The organism is Gemmatimonadota bacterium, from assembly GCA_040882465.1.
Lineage (GTDB): Bacteria > Gemmatimonadota > Gemmatimonadetes > Longimicrobiales > Gaopeijiaceae > JBBEBG01.
Genome location: JBBEBG010000017.1, coordinates 29,297 through 49,268 on the forward strand (window position 1 = coordinate 29,297; position 19,972 = coordinate 49,268).

Consider the following 19,972-nt stretch of genomic DNA (forward strand, 5'->3'; position numbering starts at 1 on the left):
GCGCACCGGTCGGGCCGGGTTCGCCTTGTGCTCCCGTCGCACCCGGATCGCCCTGTGGACCCGCCGGTCCTTCGGGGCCCTGGAGACCCGTGTCTCCCTGCGGTCCGGTAGGGCCCTGCTCCCCCTGGAATCCCTCCGGACCCTGCGCACCGGTCGGGCCGGGTTCGCCTTGTGCTCCCGTCGCACCCGGATCGCCCTGAGGACCCGCCGGTCCCTGTGGCCCAGTCGTACCTTCGCCCGAGACCTTCCAGCTGAACTGAATGTGCTCTGGCGAAAAACAGGCATCGGGGAGTCCAGGCTCCTTGATGCGATAGACCGTACCGCTCGCGGGGACGTAACAGGCGAAAATCTCCTCATCGTCCCCTGGGTCCATGGCGGTGACCGCCCCGCCTGCCCGCGGCACGATCGAGGTCACGGCGCAGCCGATCGCCACCAGGAATCCCCTCCGCGTCAACCTCATCTCCACACCCTCCTTGGAAAGCGACCCAGGGCTCTGACACGACCATCCAATCGAAGTCGGCCCACCACACGGAAATCTCCTCGAACCGGGGTACCGCAATCCGTATGCCGGGCGGTTTGCCGGAAACGATATGTAGGTAAGGCGATGCATAACAGTTACTTATGCTGGTATAACGAGAGTGGTCCCGCGGAGGGATCCCGGGGATTCCCGGAAATTGTTGCCGAATCCCAACACTTCGGGTGTGGCGCGTGCGCTACGCCGCCGCCGCAGGCACTCTACAGCGCGGTGAATCCGGCGCCGGACCGAATGCTAGAGAAGGGCCTCGATGACGAAAGGACCCTGTTCGGAGAACGACTTTCGGATGGCCTCCGCGAGGGCATCGGCAGTTCCGACGCGGGTCCCCGGGACACCCATTCCCCGGGCAAGCGAGACCCAGTCGAGCTCCGGGCGGGTAAGCTCGAAGAGGGCTCGACCCTTCGGAGAGGGCTCGCCGGCTCCCGTGCGCCGGTACTCCCCCTCGAGGATCGCGTACTTGCGGTTCGCGAGAACGATCGTCGTCACGTCGAGTCCTTCGCGGGCCTGAGTCCAGAGCGCCTGGACCGTATACATGCCGCTCCCGTCAGCCTGGAGGGAGACGACCCTTCGATCCGGGGCGGCGATAGCGGCGCCCGCCGCGGCGGGAAGCCCCATCCCGATCGCTCCCCCCGTCAGATCCATCCAATCGTGCGGTGCGGCATTCGTGGTCCAACCGGGAATCCTGCGCGCCGCGGTCGCCCCTTCGTTCATCACGATCGCATTCTCGGGGAGGAGCGCCGCGAGCGCCTGGCCCAGACTATCGGGTGTCAGTGCGCCGGTGGGGAGAGGCACGGCCTCGCGCGCCGCAGCTCCGGGGTCGGCTCTCGAGGCGCCCAGGGCCTCGGCGAGGGCCGAAAGAGCGCCGACCAGGTGCTGATCCGGCCGGGCGAGGACGTGGACCGAGCACCCCTCCGGTGTCAGGGCGCCTGGCTCACCGGGATAGGCGAAGAAAGAAACGGGCGCTTTCGTGCCCACGAGGATGAGGTGCCTCGTGCCGGCGAGGTGCCGAAGCACATCTTCGCCGTAATAGGGGAGCTTGGGCACCGCCACGCGCCCCCCCCCGCGGGCCATCTTCGTGACGAAGGTGTCCGCGAAGAGGCGTGCCCCTGTCGCGGCATGCACTCGTCCGGCCAATTCGAGCCCGCGTTCCGACAGTGCGTCGCCATTCATGAGGAGGGTGGCGCCGTCCCCCGCGCCACGAAGCAGCTCGGCGATCATGTCCACCGCCCGCGACTCCGGGATCGAGGGGCGGAGAGGAGCCATCGCTTCCCCGACGCCCTCCGCGCGGTTCCATGCCGCGTCCGCGGGAAGAATCAGGGTCGCGATCTGTCCGGGAGGACCGTAACTCGCCGCCACCGCTCTGGCCGCGTCGGCACCCACGGTCGAAGAACTCTTCGAGAGGTGTACCCACCCCGAAACCGCCCCCGCGAGACCCTCGATGTCGGAGTTGAGCGGCGGGTCGAGGAGTCTATGCCCGACCGCATGATCCCCGACCACGTTCACGAGGGGAACGCGCGCCCTTCGGGCGTTGTGGAGATTCGCGATCCCGTTCGCGAGGCCGGGGCCGAGGTGAAGGAGAGTGCATGCGGGTTTCCCGGCGATGCGGGCGTACCCGTCCGCCGCGCCGGTGACGACACCCTCGAAGAGCCCGAGGACGGCGCGGAGCCGGAGCTCCCGATCGAGCGCCGCGACGACGTGCATCTCCGAGGTGCCGGGATTCGTGAAGCAGACTTCGACTCCGGCGGCGACCAGGGTCCGGACGAGGACATCCGCCCCGGTGAGCCCCGGCTCCCCCCTCATATCACGCCTTTCGAGCGGAAGGCCCGGATCTCTTCCTCCCCGTACCCCAGCCCGACGAGGATTCGGTCCGTGTGCTCGCCGAGGCTCGGTGCTCGCACGCGCACGCCTGCCTCCATGGTCGAAAAGCGAACGGGGGTTTCGGATACCGGTGCCGGGCGCTGCATCCCGGGATAGGGAATATCCCGGAAGAACCGCATCGCCTGGATGTGTTCGTCTTCCAGCGTCTCTTTGGGAGCGAGGACGCGGGCTGCGGGCACGCGAGCCCGGTCGAGCTCAGCGAGTGCCGCTTCGGTCGTCCGCTCGGCGCACCACACCGCCATGCGCGCGCTAAGCAGCTCCCCATTGTCGCCCCGCGCCTGGTCGTCGCGGAACCGCGGGTCCCGAGACCAGCTTTCCTCCCCGATGAGCCCGCACCAGCGCTGGAAGAGCGGGTCCCCGACGCACTGGACGAGGATCCATCCGTCCTGGGTCGCGAAGGTATCCGACGGACCTGCGTTTTGTCCCCTGTTTTCGCTCCCGACCCGGTCGGTCTCTTTCACGGCCTGCTCGATCAAGCTCGCGTTCGTGTAGCTGAGCGCGGTCGCGAGGAGGGATGCGTCCACATGTTGCCCCTCTCCCGTCCGCTCGCGATGCCAGAGCGCGGCCACGGTCCCGAAGGCGGCGAGCGTGGCGGTCCCGAAATCCGCGAAGGGGACCGCCGCCTTCATCGGCCGGTCCGGGGGGCCGCTCAGGTGCATGGCGCCCGACTGCGCCTGCGCGACCCCGTCGAAACCGACCCGGTCGCTCGCCGGGCCGCCGGTCCCGAACGCTGTGACCGTCGTCAGGATGACGTCGGGGCGAATCCCGCGGACCGACTCGTAGTCCAGCCCCATCGCGCGGAGCCCGGACGGGGGAAGATTGACGACAACCACGTCCGCCGTCGCAACGAGGCGCCGCACGATCTCCCGGCCTTCCTCCGTCACGGGGTCGAGCGTCATCCCGAGCTTGTTTCTTCCCACCTGGAGGAACAATGCCCCTTCACCTTCCGAGGACACGGGCACGAGATAGCGGTCCTCGCCTCCCCTCCGTTTTTCGATCCGGATCACCTCCGCCCCCAGGTCCCCGAGGAGTGCCGCGCACCAGGGACCCGCGATGTACCGCCCGAAGTCCAGGACCCGGACTCCGTCGAGAAGTCGCGCCATCCGCTTCCACCTCCCGCCTTTGGGCCACGAGCCGGGTCCCCGATCCCTCGATTGCGCCGGGCCGAACGTCCTCCAACCTTGTACCGCGAGGGACGCCGAGCCAGGGGTCGCCCTTCCCGGCGTCCGATCCCTCCGCAGCTCGGCCTGGATCCACCCGCTCCGAGGACCGCCATGAGAAGCCACATCACCCTCTCCACGCGGACCACCCTTCTCGTGACCTTCATTGGTGCGATCGGCGCGGTGCCCCTGACAGCTCAGGGACCGGGCGGCGGGGCTCCGTGGTTCGGATTGTCCCTTCCTTCGGGGCTCGGAAACCCGCACGTCCCCGTCGTCGCGATTCCGGCCGATCTTCCGCTTCCCGCGCCCCTCGTCCCCGCCGCAGAAGAGGCTCGACCGGAGCTCGCGGGAGTGCGCATCGTCGCCGATGTCGAGACAATCACCGGATTTTCCCGCGCGAGCCGCGCGGTCGGGAATCGCCTCTGGGGGCGGATTGCGGGGTTCCCTTCCCTCACGGACACGATGGAATGGGTGGCCGAGCAGTTTCGGGCAGCTGGACTCCGCGACGTCCAGGTCCAGACCTTCGAGGCGAGCGCCGGAATGTGGTGGCCCCGCGAGTGGGAGGTGAGCCTTTCGGGGGATGGGCGTTTCGGGGATGGAACGGTCGACCTCGTCCTCGAGTCGGCATTCCCGACCGGCGGATCCGAAATCCCGGATGGGGCTATTTCCGCGCCCCTCGTCTTCGCCGGGGCGATCACGGAAGCCGTGATACTGTCCGGCGATGTCCTTCGGGGGAGAATCGCAGTGCAGTCGGTCCGGCCGGCGGGGGGGGTGTATTCGGAGCGTGGCGGCACCGTCGAGCGGGCCCGCGCCCTTTTCGAGGCGGGCGCCGTCGCCGTGCTCAACGTGGTCGAGCAGACGGGGAACATGCATGTGCGGGACTTCGGCAACTGCGGCGGCCCCTGCTTCAACCTGGGCACCGCCGATGGCGCGTTCCTGATCGCCGCGATCGAGGAAGCGGCGCGGCGAGGGATCGAGCCCGGGATCGCCGCGACGCTCTCCCTCAGCGCGCAGACGCTCGAGGGGCTGACCGCCGAGAACGCGGTCGGCATCCTCGAAGGCGAAAGCGACGAGGTCGTGATCGTGAACGCGCACGCGGACGGCTGGTTCGACGGCGCGGGGGACAATGGAGACGGTCTCGCGGTTCTCCTCGCGCTGGCGCGCCACTTCGCTTCGCAGGATGCGCGGCCGCCCCGGACCCTCATCTTCGTCGCGAGCGCGGGGCATCACGGAAGCGGGCTAAACGGACCTTCGAACTTCGTGCGGATGAATCCCGAAATCGGTGAACGTGCGGTCCTCGCGCTCAATCTCGAGCATGTCTCGCAACTCGAGATTCGCCCCGGCGACTGGCGCGTCGAAGCGACCGAGCAGCCGATGGGATTCGGGATCAGCAACGAGGCGCCCTTCATCGCCGACACCGCCCTCCGCGGCATGGAGCGGACCGGCTTCAACCTCCGGCCCACCTTCGGCTCCGGCGTGCCGGGGGACCTGGGCGGGTACGCCCCCCTTGGGGTCCCTCGTGTGCAGGCGATCCACTCGGGCCCGATGTACCACACCAGCGGTGACGTTCTGGGCACGATTTCCGTCCCGGGACTAGAGCGGGCGGCTCGTTTCTTCGCCTTTTTCATCGAGGAACTAGCGAATGCCCCCCGCGCCGCTCTCGATCCGTGACCAGAGAGGCTACAAGATGACCGGCGAAACCCGTGCCATGACCAATGGAGCCCACCGATGATCCGCGGCCGGGAAGTGCGCCTGCGCCGGCGGCCCGTCGGGATGCCGGTGCCCGAGGACTTTTCGATCGTCGAGGCCGAGATCGGGGATCCGGGGCCGGGCGAGGTCGTCGTCCAGAATCTCTTCCTCAGCGTGGACCCGTACATGCGGGGGCGCATGTCGGACCAGAAGTCGTACGCGCCGCCGTACGAGGTGGGGAAAGTGATGACGGGGGGTGCCGTGGGGCGGGTCGTGGCTTCCCGAGACGACCAATTCGCCGAGGGAGATCTCGTCGTAAGCGCCTTCGGCTGGCGCGAGGCGTTCTGCGCGCCGGGGGATCGGCTTCGCGCCATCGGGGAAATGGTCGCCTCCCCTTCGGCGTACCTGGGCGTCCTCGGGATGCCGGGGATGACGGCATACGTGGGGCTCTTCGAAATCGCGGAGCTGAAGGACGGAGAGACCGTCCTCGTCTCCGGCGCCGCGGGGGCCGTCGGAAGTGTGGCGGGCCAGATCGCCCGGCTCAAAGGGTGCCGGGTGCTCGGGAGTGCCGGGGGACCGGACAAGGTCCGCCACCTCACGGACGAGCTGGGATTCGACTTCGCCTTCGACTACCGCGAGGGCAAGCTCTCGGACCACCTTCGGGAGGGCGCCCCCGACGGGCTCGACGTCTATTTCGACAATGTCGGAGGGAAGCTTCTCGAAGCCGCCATCGGTCAGATGCGGGTCTTCGGGAGAATCGCGCTCTGCGGCTCGATCTCCCGGTATAACGACACCGAGCTCACACCGGGTCCGGCGAACCTTTCCCGGGCGGTCGGGTGGTGCCTCACGCTCCGCGGGTTTCTCGTTTCGAGATACGAACATGTTCGCGAGCGATTCCTCGCCGACATGTCCGAATGGTTGCGGACGGGGCGGATCGCGGTGCGGGAGACGATCGTGGAAGGGATCGAAGCCGCGCCGGAGGCCTTCATCGGCCTCTTCACCGGGGCGAACCTCGGCAAGATGGTCGTGAAGGTGGACGACGCGGAGTGAGTTGGGGCTCCGAGGCGGTCCGGCGGGCGCGGCCGCGCGTGCGAGCCCGGCTCAGAGGCGGATGACGACCGACTTCCGTTGGGTGTAGAGCTCGAGGGACGCCTCGCCCAGCTCGCGTCCGTACCCTGACGACTTGAAGCCCCCGAAGGGCGTCATCGCGTCGAACTCTCCATAAGTGTTCACCCAGACGATCCCCGCGCGCAGCGCAGCCGCCACGCGGTGCGCCTTCGAGATGTCCTGCGTCCAGATTCCGGCGGCCAGGCCGTATTCGGTCTCGTTGCCGAGCTGCACCGCCGACTCCGCATCCTCGAAGGGGATCACGGACACGACCGGTCCGAAGATCTCTTCGCGCGCGATGCGCATGTCGTTGTTGACGCCGGTGAAGATCGTGGGTTCGATGAAGTAGCCTGGTCCCTCTTTCACATGACCGCCGAGCGCCGCGGTCGCGCCCTCCTCGGGCCCGGTCTCGAGATACTCTCGGATCCGGCTCTGTTGCTCTTCGGAGACGACGGGACCCAGCTGCACCCCCTCCTCGAGCCCGGGTCCGACCTTGAGCTTTCCCGCGAAGGCCGTGAGGCGCTCTACGAACTCATCATGGATCCGGCGCTCCAGGAAGAGGCGCGTCCCCGCGGTGCAGATCTGGCCGGAGTTGGCGAAGACGCCCATCATTGACGCCGGGACCGCCTTCTCCAGGTTCGCGTCGGCGAAGACGATGTTGGGGCTCTTCCCGCCGAGCTCCAGGGAGACGCGTTTCACCGTCCCCGCCGCCGCCGCCATGACCTTCTTTCCCACCTCGGTCGAGCCCGTGAAGGCGATCTTGTCCACCCCGGGGTGGGCGACGACCGCCGCGCCGGTCGTCCCGTCCCCGGTGACCACGTTCAGGACCCCGGCGGGGACGCCGGCCTCGGTGGCGAGCTCCGCGAAACGAAGCGCATTGACCGGCGTCTGCTCCGCGGGCTTCAACACGACCGTGTTCCCGCAGGCGAGCGCGGGCGCGACCTTCCACGTGACCATGATCAGCGGGAAGTTCCAGGGGATGATCTGCCCGCAGACCCCGACCGGCTCGCGCCGCACGTACTTGTGGTGGGTCGGCGCGGACGGAAGGACGTCTCCCGTGATCTTCGTCGGCCACCCCGCGTAATACCGCACATATTCGGCCGCCGCCGCCGCCTCGGCGCGGGCCATCCGCATCGGCTTCCCGTTGTCCAGCACTTCCAGGGTCGCCAGCTCCTCGACGTTTTCCGCCATCAGATCCGCGAGGCGGCGCAGGATCGCTTCCCGATCCTTCGGATGGAGCCCGGTCCAGCTCCCGTCGTCGAACGCCTTCCGCGCGGCCTGCACGGCGCGATCCACGTCTTCCTTGCCTCCGAAGGCGACCTCCGCCAGCGTCTCCCCCGTCGCGGGATTCGGAGTCTCGAACGTTCTCCCGTCGGCGGCTTCGACCCACTCGCCCCCGATGAAGAGGCGCTTCGCCTTGCCGTCGAGGAATCTCCTCGCCACCTCTGGAATGCCGAGCTCCGCCGCCTTCGTCGCCATCGTCAGATCACGTGCCGCCGAGGGGAATGGCGACCGAAGCGTAAAGGAAATAGGTTCTCGACTTCTCTTCGAAGTCCTCGAACAGCTCGGTGAGACCGAAGTCGGCCGCGGCGCCCAAGGCTCCCATGATCGAGTCCGTAATTGGGAAGCCAACGAACGGATCGATCGAGAATCGTTCGTTGATGAGGAAGGACGTCCCGGCCGCAACGAAGAGGCCCGTTTTCGAGCTCGCATTCTCATGATCGGTCGACGCGAAAACCGGCCCCCCCACGAGGATCAGAAGGCGCTGCGCTTCCACCTGGTCCGCCCCGAGAGCGATGGTAAGTGTCACAGCTCCCAAGCCCATCAGGATTCGAAGTCGCATATTTCCTCCCCGACACTTGGGTGACTTACTACTCGGACATTCGACCGGGCGGCCCGTATTTTGCCCGATTCAGGGTACCAGACCCACCGAACAATTACAAGTTTCAGAGTCGTGGCTTGCCGCATCCACAAACCCTCGCGATGGTGGTCGCCCTATGAGACTTTCTTCCCGGATGGCGAGACTCGGCACGGAAACCGCCTTCGAGGCCCTGGCGCGCGCCAAGGCGCTGATGGCCCAGGGGCGCTCGATCGTCAATCTCGGGATCGGGGAGCCCGACCTCGACACTCCGGATCACATCGTTGCGGCCGCGAAAGACGCTCTCGATCGCGGATTCACGCACTACACGCCGGCAGCAGGGCTCCCCGAGGTGCGCGCCTGCATCGCGGCCGACATGGGGAAGCGTCTGGGCTTCCCCATTTCACCGGAGCGCATCGTCGTCACACCCGGCGCGAAACCCATTCTCTTCTTCACGATTCTCGCGCTGTGCGAAGAAGGCGATGAGGCGATCTATCCGAACCCGGGATTCCCGATCTACGAATCCATGATTCGCTTCACCGGTGCGACGCCGGTCCCGATGCGGCTCCGCGAATCGCTCGGCTTCAACCCCGATCCGGACGAGATTCGAGGTCTTTTTTCTTCGAAGACGCGGCTCGTCGTCCTCAACTCGCCCGGCAACCCATGTGGAAACGTGATCCCGGAGGGGACGCTCGCGCTGGTGGCCGAGCTCGCGGCCGAGACGGGAGCGGTCGTCCTCAGCGATGAGATCTACAAGGACTTCTTGTATGGAGGCGAGCACCTCTCCGTCACCCGCTTCCCGGGGATGCCCGAAGCCACCGTCGTCCTGGACGGGCTCTCGAAGAGTTACGCGATGACCGGATGGCGTGTGGGTTATGCGGTTCTTCCCGAGGCACTCGTCGAGCCGGTCGCACGGCTGATGACGAACAGCGTCTCCTGCACCGCCGCCTTCTCCCAGATGGCGACGATCGCCGCGCTGACCGGACCGGAGGAGCCGGTCCGCACGATGGTGGCGGAATTCCACGCGCGTCGGAACCTCGTCGTCGCGGGGCTCAACCGGATTCGTGGGATTATCTGCTCGGAGCCCGGTGGAGCCTTCTACGTCTTTCCGAACGTCAAGGGTACCGGGATGTCGAGCGCGGAGTTCGAGCGCCGGATCCTGAACGAGGCGGGGGTGTCGCTCCTGGCCGGGACTTCGTTCGGGGAGTTCGGTGAGCGGTACGCGCGTATCTCCTTCGCCGCTTCGCAGGAAGACTTGCGGGAAGCGCTTCGAAGGATGGAAGGGCTGTTGGGGAGCTCGAGCTCGAAGGCCGCGAACTAGGCGTCCACCAGGTCGAGTGCGGCGCCTACGATCGTGTCGGCGTCGAGCCCGAAGTGCCGGTAGAGATCCTTCAGGTCGCCCGACTGGCCGAAGCCGGTCACCCCGAGGCTCACGATTGGCACCGCCCGCACCGCGCCGAGGAAGGCGAGGGTGTGTGGGTGCCCGTCGTGGACGGTCACTAGGGGAGCGACTCGGTCGGCCGGAAACAGGGCGTCGAGGATCGCCGTGTCCTCGGTCCCGAATCCCTGGCGCGCCCGGAGCGCCCGGAAGACGAGATCCGGAGAGGTGAGGCAGACGACGTCCGTCGGGACGCCTCCTTCTTCGAGCTCCTCCGCGGCCGCGATCACTTCCGGGAGGATCGACCCTACTCCGACGAGAGTCACGCGCGGGGGGGAAGCCGATTCGCGGAGGCGGTACCCTCCCGAGAGAACGTGGCGCCGGCGCTCTTCGCGTCGTTCCTCATCCTCCGGGATGGCGGCGAGCTCCTGCTCGACCGGACGCGTGGAGAGGCGGAAGTAGGCGGAGGTACCGCCGGGGCGGCCCAACTTGCCAAGGGCGGCGAGGAAGGCCCACTCCACCTCCTGTCCGAAGGCCGGCTCCCAGGCGATGCACCCCGGCTGTTCGAGCCCGATGGAGGGCGTGATGACGGACTGGTGGGCGCCTCCCTCGGGTGCCAGGGTGACGCCCGAAGGGGTCCCCACCAGGATGGACTGCCCGCCCGCGTAGAGACCGAAGGCCCAGGGCTCCAGCGTCCGGGTCACGAAGGGGTCATAGAGCGTCCCCACGGGAAGGAGCGGCTGGCCATCCCGCGCCCAGGTCAGCCCGAGCTCCACGAGGAGCCCCGTCATGTTCATCTCGGCGATCCCGAGCTCGATGTGCTGGCCGCGCATCCCCTCGCGCCACTTCACGAGCCGCTCCGCGTCGTCGGCGAACCAATCGAATCGCTCACGGACGCTCCAGATGCCCACGCGGTTGATCCACCCTCCGAGATTCGTGGAGGAGGCGACGTCGGGGCTCACGGTCACCACGTGCCCGGACACTTCGGGTGCCTCTCGCGCGAGATCGCTGAAGAAGCGCCCGAAGGCCTGCTGGGTCGAGGCCATCCCGTGGTGGTTTCGCCCCAGATCGCGCGGGATCGCCGGAACCGGTCTCATCCGCCGCTCTTCCCGCCGCAGCCGTTCGGCCGCCTCCACGCAGAGGCGAGCCTCTCCACTCCCCTCGTCGAAGGGGCGCCAGGGGTCGGCGGGGTCGGCCCCGAGCTCGCGCCCCAGCTCCTCCCACTGCCGGGTCCTCAGCAGGGCCGAATGGTTTCCAGGGTGCCCCTGAATCGGGAGGCGCCACCCCTTCACGGTGTAGGCGAAGACGACGGAGGGGCGATCCGACACCGAGTCCGCTTCGCGATAGGCGCGCACCAGCGCGCCCAGATCGTGACCTCCCAGGTCGCGGATCGCGGCTACGAGCTCGTCGTCGTCGAGCCCGGCGAGCACCCGCCGAACTTCCGCGCGCCCGGGACCGTCGCCGGGAACGCGGTCGCGCAGCTCCGTGGCGTCGGATCGGAGGAGACGCTGGTACTCCTCGTTCGCCATCCCGTCTATACGGTGGCGCAGAGCCTCCCCCCCGGGACGAAGGAAGATCTCCGTGAGGAGCGCCCCGTACTTCACGGTCACGCAGTGCCAACCCGCCGCTTCAAACATCCCTTCGATGCGCCCGGTAGCCATCTCCGGAACGACGCGATCCAGGGATTGCCGGTTGATATCAATGACCCAAAGGACCTCGCCGAGGCGGGGGACCATCGGATCCACGATGGCCTCCCAACAGGCCCCTTCGTCGAGCTCGGCGTCCCCCACGAGGGCGATCTGGCGACCGCTCGGCGGGACGTCGAAGTGATCCGCGACGTAACGATGCGCAAGTGCGCTCCAGATCGTCCCGGTCGCACCGATCCCCACCGACCCGGTCGAAAAGTCCACGGGGAAAGGATCCTTCACGCGGCTCGGGTAACTCTGGAGCCCCCCGAATGCACGGAGCTCGGTGAGGTACCGCCGATCGAGATTTCCCAGAAGGTATTGGATCGCGTGGAGCACGGGCGCCGCGTGCGGCTTCACCGACACGCGGTCCTCCGCTCGAAGATGCGCGAAATACAGCGCGGACATCATGCTCACCATCGAGGAGGAGGAGGCCTGATGCCCCCCCACCTTCACGCCCGAGAAATTCGGCCGGACCTTGTTGGCGTGGTGGACGATGCTCACCGCGAGCCAGAGGACGCGACGCTGGACCCGGTCGAGCGTCCGCGGGAACTCGGCGGTCTCGGTCGACTCGATGAGCGTACTGGTCATCGGCACGGTCGCGGCGGCGGTTCCGGCAAGTTATCTGCGCGTCCTCAGTACCGGTTGACCGGGGACGGACCATAAGAAAGCCAGGTCCCCACCTGCGGAACCTGACCCACCCCCGGCTTCGACCAGTCGCACACCCCCTCCAGGAAGATCCGCCCCAGTCGCGCCCATTCTTCGTCGGTGAAGAGCGCCCCGTAATCCGCGCGGTCGAGTGGTTTCAGCTGGCACTTGAGGATGTCGTTCGCGAGCGGCCCGCCCGCCACCATCCGCGGCCCCGTGTGGGGCGGGAACAGCGCGTTGCATCGCCCTGCGGTGTTGTTGAAGAGGCTTCCCTCGTCGAAGGTCTGCGGTTCCACCATCTGCACACCTTCCTCGTCCCAGCAGCTTTCCAGGAGCTCCGGCGGCTTGGCGCGCATGATCCGCGTTATCTGGGGATCCGCGGACTCGTCCAGGGCGAGGTTCTTGAGCCAGGCATCCATCATCTCGAGGGAGCTCGGAGAGGGCGTTCCCCCCCGGCGGATCATGATGTAGTTGTCCGCGTGCCCGTTGTCGCGGATCAGCCGCGCGCGGGTCACGAACGAGTAGTAACTCGTGTGGAAGTCGCCGGTGAAATCGCGGTAGGCGCGTTCCTCGATGACCGGCGTGATGGCGAGCCCGCCCGTCCCGCTCGTGACTCGCCCGGTCTCGTACGCGATTCGAAGCGCGTCGGGGTCGGCGGTTGTCCGCTCCGGCCTCCAGCGGCCGTCGATGTCCCATCCGCCCACTCGCTCGTTGAGGTCGAGGAAGACCTCGTTGGAGATCCGTCCGGCGTTCAGCGCCATGAGCCCGTACTGCACTCCGACGTTGTCGTGCGGGCTTCTCGCGAACTCGGAGACGGGCGTCGGCTCGATCTCCGGATACATCCGCGTTCCGAAGACGTTTCGCATCCCGTCGTAGATCGAGCAGCGGATCCCGGTGGGATTCGTGGCCGGATCGTAGGCCTGCGACTCGGGAATGACCGCCGGACAGTCGTAGGGCGCCACACGGTTCGGGCGCGCCGCGAGAGACCGGTCGCAGGTCGCCCAGACCGCCCACCCTCCGATCACGCGCTTCGTTTCCTCGTCGAGCGCCGTTTCGTTCAGATAGGGTCGAAGGAGGTGGCTGCACTCCGTGGCATCAATGAAGTTGGTGATTGCGTCCGGGAATGTGAGCGTGGGAAGAATTCCGTCGAGGATTCCGGGGTAGGCGCCCGCGATCAGGAGTTGCTGCATCGCGCCGCCGGATCCTCCGTTTCCGATCGTATAGAGCGGCGGCCCAAAAGTCTCCGCGAAGCGCTCCTTCACCATCATCGTGGTCTCCGCCGAAAGGGGATCATTGCAGCCCCCCTGCGAGTTCACGTTCAGGGTCGAGGATGCGACGGCGTATCCGGAGGCGAGGAGGTCTGCCCGAAGGACGCCGCCCGTCGCAGTCCCCTGGAAGAATCCCGCTTCGCACCCGCCGCCGAAGGTGTAGATGAGCCGCCCGTTCCACCCCACAGGCGGATTCCAGGGATCGGGCTCGGGGTTCGCCGGATCCACCAGCGCCGCGAACTGGTAGATCGCCCGGTTGATCGTCCCTGTCTCGAGTCGAACCATGAAGGGGACCGTATCGCCGAGAGAGGTCACGACGAGATCTACATTTGCGGGGAGGGAGGCCGGGCTCGCCAGCGGCGAAGGCGAACCGTTCTCGCCGGCCGCACGATAGAGATAGTCCACACGTGTGGGATAGGAGCAGCTCGCGTCCTGTGCCGGGCCGCCGAGGGTCTCGTCGTTCCCGAGGGAGAATCGGCGGGGCTCACCATTTCCCCCCGGTGAAAGGTCGTTCAGACATAGGTAGGGTTGGAGGTGCTCTCCGGAGAAGATCGGCCCCTCGATCGGGTAGTTCGTGATCGAGAGCGAGGCCACTTCGACGCCACGCCTCGTCGCGGTGATCGTATTCGTGCCCTCGGCCAGCCCCTCGACGAGCCCAAGGAAGGCATGACTCTCCCGGCCGAGGCGGTCGGACGGGGCCGGGCGAAACGCGGATCGCACGTCGCCCCCGTTCAGGGTGATCTCGAAGTCTTCGAGGTCCGCTCCCCCTGGCGCCTCGAGCAGGACGAGCGTCTCTCCTCCGCTCACGTAGTCGGCGGGCGTGGGGACCGTGCGGAGCGTCGTTTCTCCGCTTCCGCCCCCGCCGCAAGCGGCCAGTCCCCAAGTGGCGGCGGCGAACATGGCCAGAACGATGGGATTGCGAATGGGCGAATCGGCGAAGTGCATGGTGCGGTCCTCCCTACGGATGCTGAGGTCCGGCGAAACCGAACGAGATCTGAAGTGAAAGTGCGACCGAGGCTCGCACCGGCGCCAGGGAAGCGTGTCCCCGCCGCTCCGGTGGAGCGCGTACACCCCCCCCCGCGGGCCGGGCATTCCGAAAACTCCCGCGCCGGCGATGCCGGGTGGAGGTCAACGGCGGTCCAGTCTCGCAAGGAAGGCGCCGAGCGCCGCGTTGAACCGGGTCGGCTCCTCGAGGCTGGAGAGATGCCCCGCCCCAGGTATCGCCACGAATCTCCCCTGGGGGACCCCGTCCACGATCGCTTGCGACTCAGCGGGCGGCGTAAGGGTGTCCTCCTCGCCGACCGCCGCCACCACTGGAAAGTCCATCCGCTCGAGTTGTGGTCGCGAATCCGGGCGATCGCGCATGGCCAGCAACGCGCGCGCCACTCCCTCCGGGTCGGCCCCCGAGACGAGCGAACGCACTCTCTCCACGACTTCGGGCCGTTCGCTCCGCGTCGTTTCACCGAGCACTCCCGGAATCATCGCGCCGGCCAGCCAGGCGACCCCCTCACGGCGGACCCGCTCGGCCTGATCCGCCCGGCGCTTTCGCCCCGCTTCGTCGTCTGGACCCGCACGGGTATCCGCGAGGAAGAGGGCGGCGATCCGGTCCGGGCGTTTCGCGTGGATCCGGAAGGCGACGTATCCGCCCATCGAGAGACCCACCACGACGGCCCGTTCCACCCCCGCCGCATCCATGTCGGCGAGCACGACATCCGCGAATTCGTCCAACGAAGAGGGGCCCGCGGGGCGGGATCCGAATCCGGGGAAGTCCGGTGCGAGAACCGTGCGGTCCGCAACGGCCGAAGCCTGGTCCAACCACATGGACGCGTCGAGTGGAAAAGCGTGCAGGAATACGATGGGAAGGCTCATTGGAAGCGCGCTCGCTGAAGGGTGGCCCGGTAAAAGCGAAACTCGTCTTCGGCCCCAAGCCGCCACCCGGCCGTCAGCTCCCTCGGGATCCGGTATCCGTCCACCTCCAGCTCGCCTCGCAACTCCACCACGAAGAGATCGTATCCGGGGCCGGCATCCTCGGACCAGCGCATCGCGCTCACCCGGACCGGGCGCCCGTCCGCGTCCACTTCGAGCGTGCTCTCGACCGGTTCTTCCCCCACGCGCATTCGGAAACGCGCGCTCCGATCGTCCACCCCCTCCCAGGTCGCGCCTTTCCCCGGCACGAGACTCGAAGGAAGGAGGACCGCCTCCATCGCGAGTCGTCCGGCCGCCGAACGGGTGACGTCCGCGCCCCTCGCGCTCATCACGGGAATCGTGCCCCAGAAGCGCCAGCGCATCTCCCCCTCCCCGGAGCCGTAGCGATCGAACCCCTGGATTCGCATGATTCCCCGGCCCGCCCGCGCGTTCCAGACGAAGCCGAGGGGGGGTGCGAGAATCTGGTCCGCGACGATGGCGAGCGGATCCCCTGCGGGCTCCAGCCGGATCTCTCCGGACATCTCGAGCTCCACGGAGCGCGAGAGAGGCGTTCCCGGCGCGATCGAGCGGCGGAGATAGCGGCGCGCCGGTTCGGGAAGCCCAGCCACCGAGGCGGGATCGAAGGGATCGCCGGGCCCGAGGACGGCGAGCTCTTCGCGGAGCGTCTCGGCGGGCCCCCCCCCGCCGCAGGCGGTCCCGAAGAGGAGGCCCAGGAGGGGCGCAGCAAAACTCGTAGGGAGTAGGTCGCCCCGAATCCCCTTCATAGTATATTCCGTCCCTTCGGCTCCCTTCCCGCTCTCGGACTCATGCCCCCGCGCATTCGCCTCATTCGGCTCCTCATCGTTCCCGTGGTGCTCCTCGCGCTCGTGACGGGTCCCCGCTTGGACGAAGAATCGCTGGCCGGCGTCCTTCTCGCCTCCGCCGGGATCTTCCTCGTAGTTCTCGCGGCGGGAGGGCGCGCCTGGGCGAGCCTGTACGTCGCCGGGAAAAAAAACGACACCCTCGTGACGGACGGGCCCTTCTCCATGGTCCGCAACCCCCTCTACTTTTTCTCTCTCATTGGCTTCGTGGGCGCGGGATTCGCCTTCGGGTCCGCCACACTGGCCGTGGGCTTCGCCGTCGTCTTTTTTCTGACGCACTGGCCGACGATTCACGCCGAGGAAAAGAACCTCCTCGGCGTGTTCGGGCCCGTGTACGAGCGTTATCGGGCCTCCGTCCCCCGCTTCATTCCCAGCTTCGGAGACCTCGATCTGGGCGACACGGTCCCCGTGAATCCGCGCAACTTCGCGCGCGCGCTGCGCGACTGCATGGCGATTCCCCTCGTGTTGATCGTCGTCGAGGTCGTGAAGTGGGCCCAGGCCGCGTCGCTCCTTCCGGTCCTCATCGTCCTCCCCTGACGTTCGCCCCGCGGGCGGGCATCAGGGAAGCCAGCGGGTCCGTTCCGAGGCCGATGTGCGCGGCTTTTCGCGCGGCGGCTCACCTTCCTCGCCGACCTCGACCAGCGCGACGATCCGTTCCCCCTCGACAACCCCGAGCGCAGCTCGGGTCTCGGCCGAGTCCAGCCCCCCGCCGGTTCGCACGTGGGTACCCAATCCCGAGGCCGTCGCACCAATGAGGAAGTTTTGGATCCCCATGTATACGGCCGCGTAGTCCTCCTCTCGAACTTCGGCGTCTGGCGACACCTTCTGGACGAAGGCGATCATCGCGGGAACCGCCTCCATTCCCGAGACCGTCTTTTCCAACACCGCCCGGGCGGCTCCCGGATCCTCCACCTTCGCCGCTCGGCTGCGCCCCTTGATCTCGCCATACGCCCGCTTCGCCAGGGGACCGAGGACGAGGAAGCTCCACGGCTCGGTCATGCGATGGTTGGGCGCGAGGACCGCCAGATCGAGAAGCCGCGTGATCTCCTCCCGGGAAACGGGCTTCGCAGTGAAGCGCTTGATGGACCTGCGACGGCGAATTGCTTCGATGATGTCGGTAGCCATGGCTCAGGGGAGTATCGGTGAAATCGGCGCCGGGATCGCCGGGGGCGGCTCCGGCGGAGCCGGAGCTTGGGGGCGCATCCGATCGAGGATGATGGACTGGCGCCACCGCATCTCGGCCGGCGCGCGCGCCGGATTGGAGGTGAGCGGATGCGGAAGGGTCGCGGCGAGTGCGGCCGCCTGTTCGAGGGTGAGTGCGTCTGCGCCCCGCCCGAAGTAGGCGCGGGACGCCGCCTCGGCCCCGAAGATCCCCGGTCCCCACTCGGCAATGTTCAGATAGAGCTCCAGAATCCGGTCCTTACCGAGCGTCATCTCGAGGCGTCGCGCGACCACGAGCTCCATCCCCTTCCTGAGGAGGGACCGGTCCGTCCCGAAGTAGAGGTTCTTCGCGAGCTGCTGGGTGATCGTGCTCCTGCCGCGGATTTCTTCGAGATGGTCCCATGCGTAGCGGAGCGCGGACGCGAGCGCCACAAGATCGCCCGGATGGGTCCAGGAGAAGATCTCCCGGCCTTCCCACTGGACCTCTTCGGCGAGCGCGTGCCAGTCCACTCCGTCGTGCTCCGGAAAACGCTGGTCCTCCGCGAGGATCACCGCGCGCCCGAGATTCGGGGAGATCTGATCGAGCGGCACCCAGTCGTGACGGATCGCGAGCGTATCCCCGGCGCTCCGCGCCTCGGAGATCCGCTGGCGCATCAGGGCGGTGCGCTCCGGATCCCGGCTGGAGAGCCCCCAGGGCCAGGGGATCCAGACGAATGCGAGGGCGAGGAAGAGCGCCACGGCGCACGCGGCAAGCCCAGGCCTCGGACGGCGAGGGGCGATCTTCGCGGAAGTCGGGGGCGCGGCCAAACCGACCTTACCGCGCCAGAGCCCGCGCGACGAGCGCGGCGCCCCGCGGAGCGACCTCGACTCGCAGTGCCTCCTCCCTGCCGTTCGCGCTCATCTTCGCCAGCGTCTTCCGGAGGATTCCCACGAGCTTCTCTTCGTCGTGTTTATCCGCGAAGTCATCGAAATAATGCTCGAGGAAAACGAGGCAGACCACGTCCTCGAGCGCTTGCGCCTCCGGATCTCTCTTGAGGGATTCTTTCCGGATCAGCGCGGTCACCCGATCCGCGGTCTCCCGCGGGTACCCGACGTCGTGCAGGATCCCCGCCGTGAGCTCGGCATGGAGGTCCAGGAGCTTCGTCCGCCAGGCGCGGTATCCTTCCCGTCCCTCGGGATAGTCGGACCGCGGAATCCTCCAACGGGCGATGTGTTGGGCGCGGGCCGCGAGGCGAAGCGGCTCGGATGCGCCGGGAGAGAAGCGATCGAGCGTCCGGGACATCCGCCGGGAGTACAGGAGCTCCTTCGGCTCGTCCACGCCGCCGGCCCGCTCGGTCCTCGGGTCCTCCGCGTTGACCGCGTCAATGCGGGCGAGGGCGCGCGCCAGGAGTGGAGAGTCGCCCACGGGTCACCCGCCGATGATAAACCCCGCGCGAAGGACGAGCTGCCGCTCCGGCGCCCTGACGAACTCGTACCGCGCCTCGCCGAAGGCTCTGGCCCCCGCGATCCCCGCGCCGATTCCCACGCCGAAATGCACTCCCGAGAATGTCTTGGCATCCGCCGCATCGGGTGGGTCGTAGCGGCGCAGGACCCACCCGCCCGTCGCGTAGGGCGCGAGAAGGGGAAAGGGAAGAGAGACGTTGCCGTCGACCGAGAGCCCCTGAAAGCCGCACGCCCCCGAACATCCCGGGAAGAAGTACTCCACCCCCGCCAGGACCTGGATCGGCAGCGCCGGAAGGCCGAGACCGACGCGTGCCCCGACCCCCGTCGTCCCCCCGAAGGCGTCCGCGGCGTGGGCAAGGTGGCCTCCATATAACAACTGGGCCGAAGCGCCGGGCGCACCGATGAGCGCCAGCGCGACGGTCCATGCCGCGAGCCGGCCGGCCCTCCGATGGGACCCGGAGAACCTCAATGTCTCACCCGGCGGGCCGGAAGCCGGACAGGGCTACTCTGTACTCCTGCGCCCCCTCGTCCCAGCGGGCCAGATATTCGGTCGGGTAGTGGCCGGGGGTCGCGTATCTCTCCGGGACCGGGACAATCTGCCGGATGTTTGGCCGCGCCTGGAGGAGCGCGACGGTAATCATCGGCTCCATGAAGATCAGCTCCCCGTTCCAGGTTCCGTAGATGTAAGTGTTCGCGAAGGCCCCCGTGCCCGCGACCTCGGGCGAGGCCGGATCCAGCCAATGAACACCCATCATCGGGACCGCGGTGGGCTCCGGCATCGGATGAATGTGGCCCGGCGGCATGAGCTCGGGAGCCGGCATCGCCGCCGCCATGGCCATGAACTCCGGGTTCATCGGGTCGATTCCCATCCGGGTCTCGTCCGAAACGAGATAAAAGTGCAAGTCGAGGTGCGGGATGTCATAGACCCCCGGGGGTTCGTGGCCGCCCGGATTCCAGTCCACCAAGGCGAACTGGAAGGGCGTTCCATGCCCGGCCGGAAGCTCGAGGATGTGCTGGTAGGTCGAGTTCCCGTCCGGCATTGGGACGGATCCAGGACCATGCTGCGGAGGAAGGGTGGCCAGAGTCGCCTCGTCGAACGCCACGCCGAGCTCGACCGGGAGGTCGCCCTCGCTCACCATGTAGGTTCGCATGTTCCCCCCGCCGAGGGGGACCGCAGTGCCGTAGACGATCTCCGGCCCTGCTTCCTCCGGAGGAGGAGGCGCGTCGCCGGCGCACGCCGAAAGGAGAAGCGCGAGGGCCACGGCGAAACCCGAGGCTCCGAGCCGCCCTTCCGGGGCGACGGGAGGTGACGCATGATGGGGTGCGGCGGGGATCATATGCCTCCGAAAGCGAAGGGTGGAGTGAGGGTGCGTGGA

18 protein-coding genes are annotated in these 19,972 nt (G+C 67.7%); 4 read left to right on the forward strand and 14 right to left on the reverse strand.

What is annotated here, in order from left to right; translation table 11 throughout:
• From WEG36_04965 to WEG36_04975, 3 genes are all read right to left on the reverse strand, one after another.
• On the reverse strand, positions 1 to 460 hold a 460-nt coding region (locus tag WEG36_04965), incomplete at its 3' end, for a hypothetical protein (protein ID MEX1256951.1).
• A gap of 309 nt (positions 461 to 769) precedes the next feature.
• The gene (locus tag WEG36_04970) at positions 770 to 2,335 is read right to left on the reverse strand and encodes an acetolactate synthase large subunit (GenBank protein MEX1256952.1); all 1,566 of its coding nucleotides are present in this window, start codon (positions 2,333 to 2,335) and stop codon (positions 770 to 772) included.
• The gene (locus WEG36_04975; GenBank protein MEX1256953.1) at positions 2,332 to 3,516 is read right to left on the reverse strand and encodes a CoA transferase; all 1,185 of its coding nucleotides are present in this window, start codon (positions 3,514 to 3,516) and stop codon (positions 2,332 to 2,334) included. The genes WEG36_04970 and WEG36_04975 overlap by 4 nt, the downstream gene beginning before the upstream one ends.
• A gap of 171 nt (positions 3,517 to 3,687) precedes the next feature.
• Here WEG36_04975 and WEG36_04980 point away from each other — a divergent pair, with 171 nt between their 5' ends.
• Complete coding sequence (locus WEG36_04980) at positions 3,688 to 5,244, forward strand: M28 family peptidase (protein ID MEX1256954.1); 1,557 nt, start codon at positions 3,688 to 3,690, stop codon at positions 5,242 to 5,244.
• A gap of 57 nt (positions 5,245 to 5,301) precedes the next feature.
• Positions 5,302 to 6,312 carry an NADP-dependent oxidoreductase gene (locus WEG36_04985; GenBank protein MEX1256955.1) on the forward strand — a complete coding sequence of 337 codons (1,011 nt, stop codon included), beginning with the start codon at positions 5,302 to 5,304 and terminating at the stop codon, positions 6,310 to 6,312.
• 51 nt (positions 6,313 to 6,363) lie between these two features.
• Here WEG36_04985 and WEG36_04990 read toward each other — a convergent pair whose 3' ends face one another.
• Positions 6,364 to 7,848, reverse strand: coding sequence for an aldehyde dehydrogenase family protein (locus tag WEG36_04990; protein ID MEX1256956.1), 1,485 nt, complete (start codon positions 7,846 to 7,848; stop codon positions 6,364 to 6,366).
• A 7-nt stretch (positions 7,849 to 7,855) separates the two neighbouring features.
• Entirely contained in the window at positions 7,856 to 8,212 is a 357-nt protein-coding gene (locus WEG36_04995) for a hypothetical protein (protein MEX1256957.1), read from the reverse strand.
• A gap of 172 nt (positions 8,213 to 8,384) precedes the next feature.
• Between WEG36_04995 and WEG36_05000 the strand changes: the two genes are divergently transcribed.
• Complete coding sequence (locus WEG36_05000) at positions 8,385 to 9,548, forward strand: pyridoxal phosphate-dependent aminotransferase (GenBank protein MEX1256958.1); 1,164 nt, start codon at positions 8,385 to 8,387, stop codon at positions 9,546 to 9,548.
• Here WEG36_05000 and WEG36_05005 read toward each other — a convergent pair.
• The 4 genes from WEG36_05005 to WEG36_05020 all read right to left on the reverse strand — a co-directional run bounded on the left by WEG36_05005 (position 9,545) and on the right by WEG36_05020 (position 15,896).
• Positions 9,545 to 11,881 carry a pyruvate dehydrogenase gene (locus WEG36_05005; protein ID MEX1256959.1) on the reverse strand — a complete coding sequence of 779 codons (2,337 nt, stop codon included), beginning with the start codon at positions 11,879 to 11,881 and terminating at the stop codon, positions 9,545 to 9,547. The two genes, WEG36_05000 and WEG36_05005, sit on opposite strands and share 4 nt — an antisense overlap.
• Positions 11,882 to 11,925: 44 nt before the next feature.
• Positions 11,926 to 14,151: a DUF6351 family protein gene (locus tag WEG36_05010; protein MEX1256960.1), complete on the reverse strand. Its 2,226-nt coding sequence runs from the start codon at positions 14,149 to 14,151 to the stop codon at positions 11,926 to 11,928.
• A 183-nt stretch (positions 14,152 to 14,334) separates the two neighbouring features.
• Complete coding sequence (locus tag WEG36_05015) at positions 14,335 to 15,075, reverse strand: alpha/beta fold hydrolase (GenBank protein MEX1256961.1); 741 nt, start codon at positions 15,073 to 15,075, stop codon at positions 14,335 to 14,337.
• Positions 15,072 to 15,896 (reverse strand): DUF6544 family protein, encoded by an 825-nt coding sequence (locus WEG36_05020; protein ID MEX1256962.1) that lies wholly within the window; start codon positions 15,894 to 15,896, stop codon positions 15,072 to 15,074. Before WEG36_05020 ends, WEG36_05015 begins: the two co-directional genes overlap by 4 nt.
• Before the next feature lie 42 nt (positions 15,897 to 15,938).
• On the opposite strand from WEG36_05020, the gene WEG36_05025 reads away from it, so the two are divergent.
• Positions 15,939 to 16,529, forward strand: coding sequence for an isoprenylcysteine carboxylmethyltransferase family protein (locus WEG36_05025; GenBank protein MEX1256963.1), 591 nt, complete (start codon positions 15,939 to 15,941; stop codon positions 16,527 to 16,529).
• Between the two features lie 21 nt (positions 16,530 to 16,550).
• Here the strand turns inward: WEG36_05025 and WEG36_05030 are convergent, their stop codons facing one another.
• The 5 genes from WEG36_05030 to WEG36_05050 form a co-directional block, all read right to left on the reverse strand.
• Positions 16,551 to 17,117, reverse strand: coding sequence for a nitroreductase (locus WEG36_05030; GenBank protein MEX1256964.1), 567 nt, complete (start codon positions 17,115 to 17,117; stop codon positions 16,551 to 16,553).
• A 3-nt stretch (positions 17,118 to 17,120) separates the two neighbouring features.
• A complete protein-coding gene (locus WEG36_05035; protein ID MEX1256965.1) occupies positions 17,121 to 17,891 on the reverse strand; it encodes a transglycosylase domain-containing protein in 771 nt (256 codons plus the stop codon).
• A gap of 76 nt (positions 17,892 to 17,967) precedes the next feature.
• Complete coding sequence (locus tag WEG36_05040) at positions 17,968 to 18,558, reverse strand: DUF4202 domain-containing protein (protein ID MEX1256966.1); 591 nt, start codon at positions 18,556 to 18,558, stop codon at positions 17,968 to 17,970.
• Positions 18,559 to 18,561: 3 nt separating this feature from the next.
• Positions 18,562 to 19,065: a hypothetical protein gene (locus WEG36_05045; GenBank protein MEX1256967.1), complete on the reverse strand. Its 504-nt coding sequence runs from the start codon at positions 19,063 to 19,065 to the stop codon at positions 18,562 to 18,564.
• 4 nt (positions 19,066 to 19,069) lie between these two features.
• Positions 19,070 to 19,933, reverse strand: a complete 864-nt coding sequence (locus WEG36_05050) for a hypothetical protein (GenBank protein ID MEX1256968.1) — start codon at positions 19,931 to 19,933, stop codon at positions 19,070 to 19,072.
• Positions 19,934 to 19,972: the final 39 nt, after the last annotated feature.

Bases quoted from the DNA above. Each gene is read 5' to 3' on its own strand.
- WEG36_04970 (MEX1256952.1), bottom strand. From the start codon at position 2,335: ATGAGGGGGGAGCCGGGGCTCACCGGGGCGGATGTCCTCGTCCGGACC.
- WEG36_04975 (MEX1256953.1), bottom strand. From the start codon at position 3,516: ATGGCGCGACTTCTCGACGGAGTCCGGGTCCTGGACTTCGGGCGGTAC.
- WEG36_04980 (MEX1256954.1), top strand. From the start codon at position 3,688: ATGAGAAGCCACATCACCCTCTCCACGCGGACCACCCTTCTCGTGACC.
- WEG36_04985 (MEX1256955.1), top strand. From the start codon at position 5,302: ATGATCCGCGGCCGGGAAGTGCGCCTGCGCCGGCGGCCCGTCGGGATG.
- WEG36_04990 (MEX1256956.1), bottom strand. From the start codon at position 7,848: ATGGCGACGAAGGCGGCGGAGCTCGGCATTCCAGAGGTGGCGAGGAGA.
- WEG36_04995 (MEX1256957.1), bottom strand. From the start codon at position 8,212: ATGCGACTTCGAATCCTGATGGGCTTGGGAGCTGTGACACTTACCATC.
- WEG36_05000 (MEX1256958.1), top strand. From the start codon at position 8,385: ATGGCGAGACTCGGCACGGAAACCGCCTTCGAGGCCCTGGCGCGCGCC.
- WEG36_05005 (MEX1256959.1), bottom strand. From the start codon at position 11,881: ATGACCAGTACGCTCATCGAGTCGACCGAGACCGCCGAGTTCCCGCGG.
- WEG36_05010 (MEX1256960.1), bottom strand. From the start codon at position 14,151: ATGCACTTCGCCGATTCGCCCATTCGCAATCCCATCGTTCTGGCCATG.
- WEG36_05015 (MEX1256961.1), bottom strand. From the start codon at position 15,075: ATGAGCCTTCCCATCGTATTCCTGCACGCTTTTCCACTCGACGCGTCC.
- WEG36_05020 (MEX1256962.1), bottom strand. From the start codon at position 15,896: ATGAAGGGGATTCGGGGCGACCTACTCCCTACGAGTTTTGCTGCGCCC.
- WEG36_05025 (MEX1256963.1), top strand. From the start codon at position 15,939: ATGCCCCCGCGCATTCGCCTCATTCGGCTCCTCATCGTTCCCGTGGTG.
- WEG36_05030 (MEX1256964.1), bottom strand. From the start codon at position 17,117: ATGGCTACCGACATCATCGAAGCAATTCGCCGTCGCAGGTCCATCAAG.
- WEG36_05050 (MEX1256968.1), bottom strand. From the start codon at position 19,933: ATGATCCCCGCCGCACCCCATCATGCGTCACCTCCCGTCGCCCCGGAA.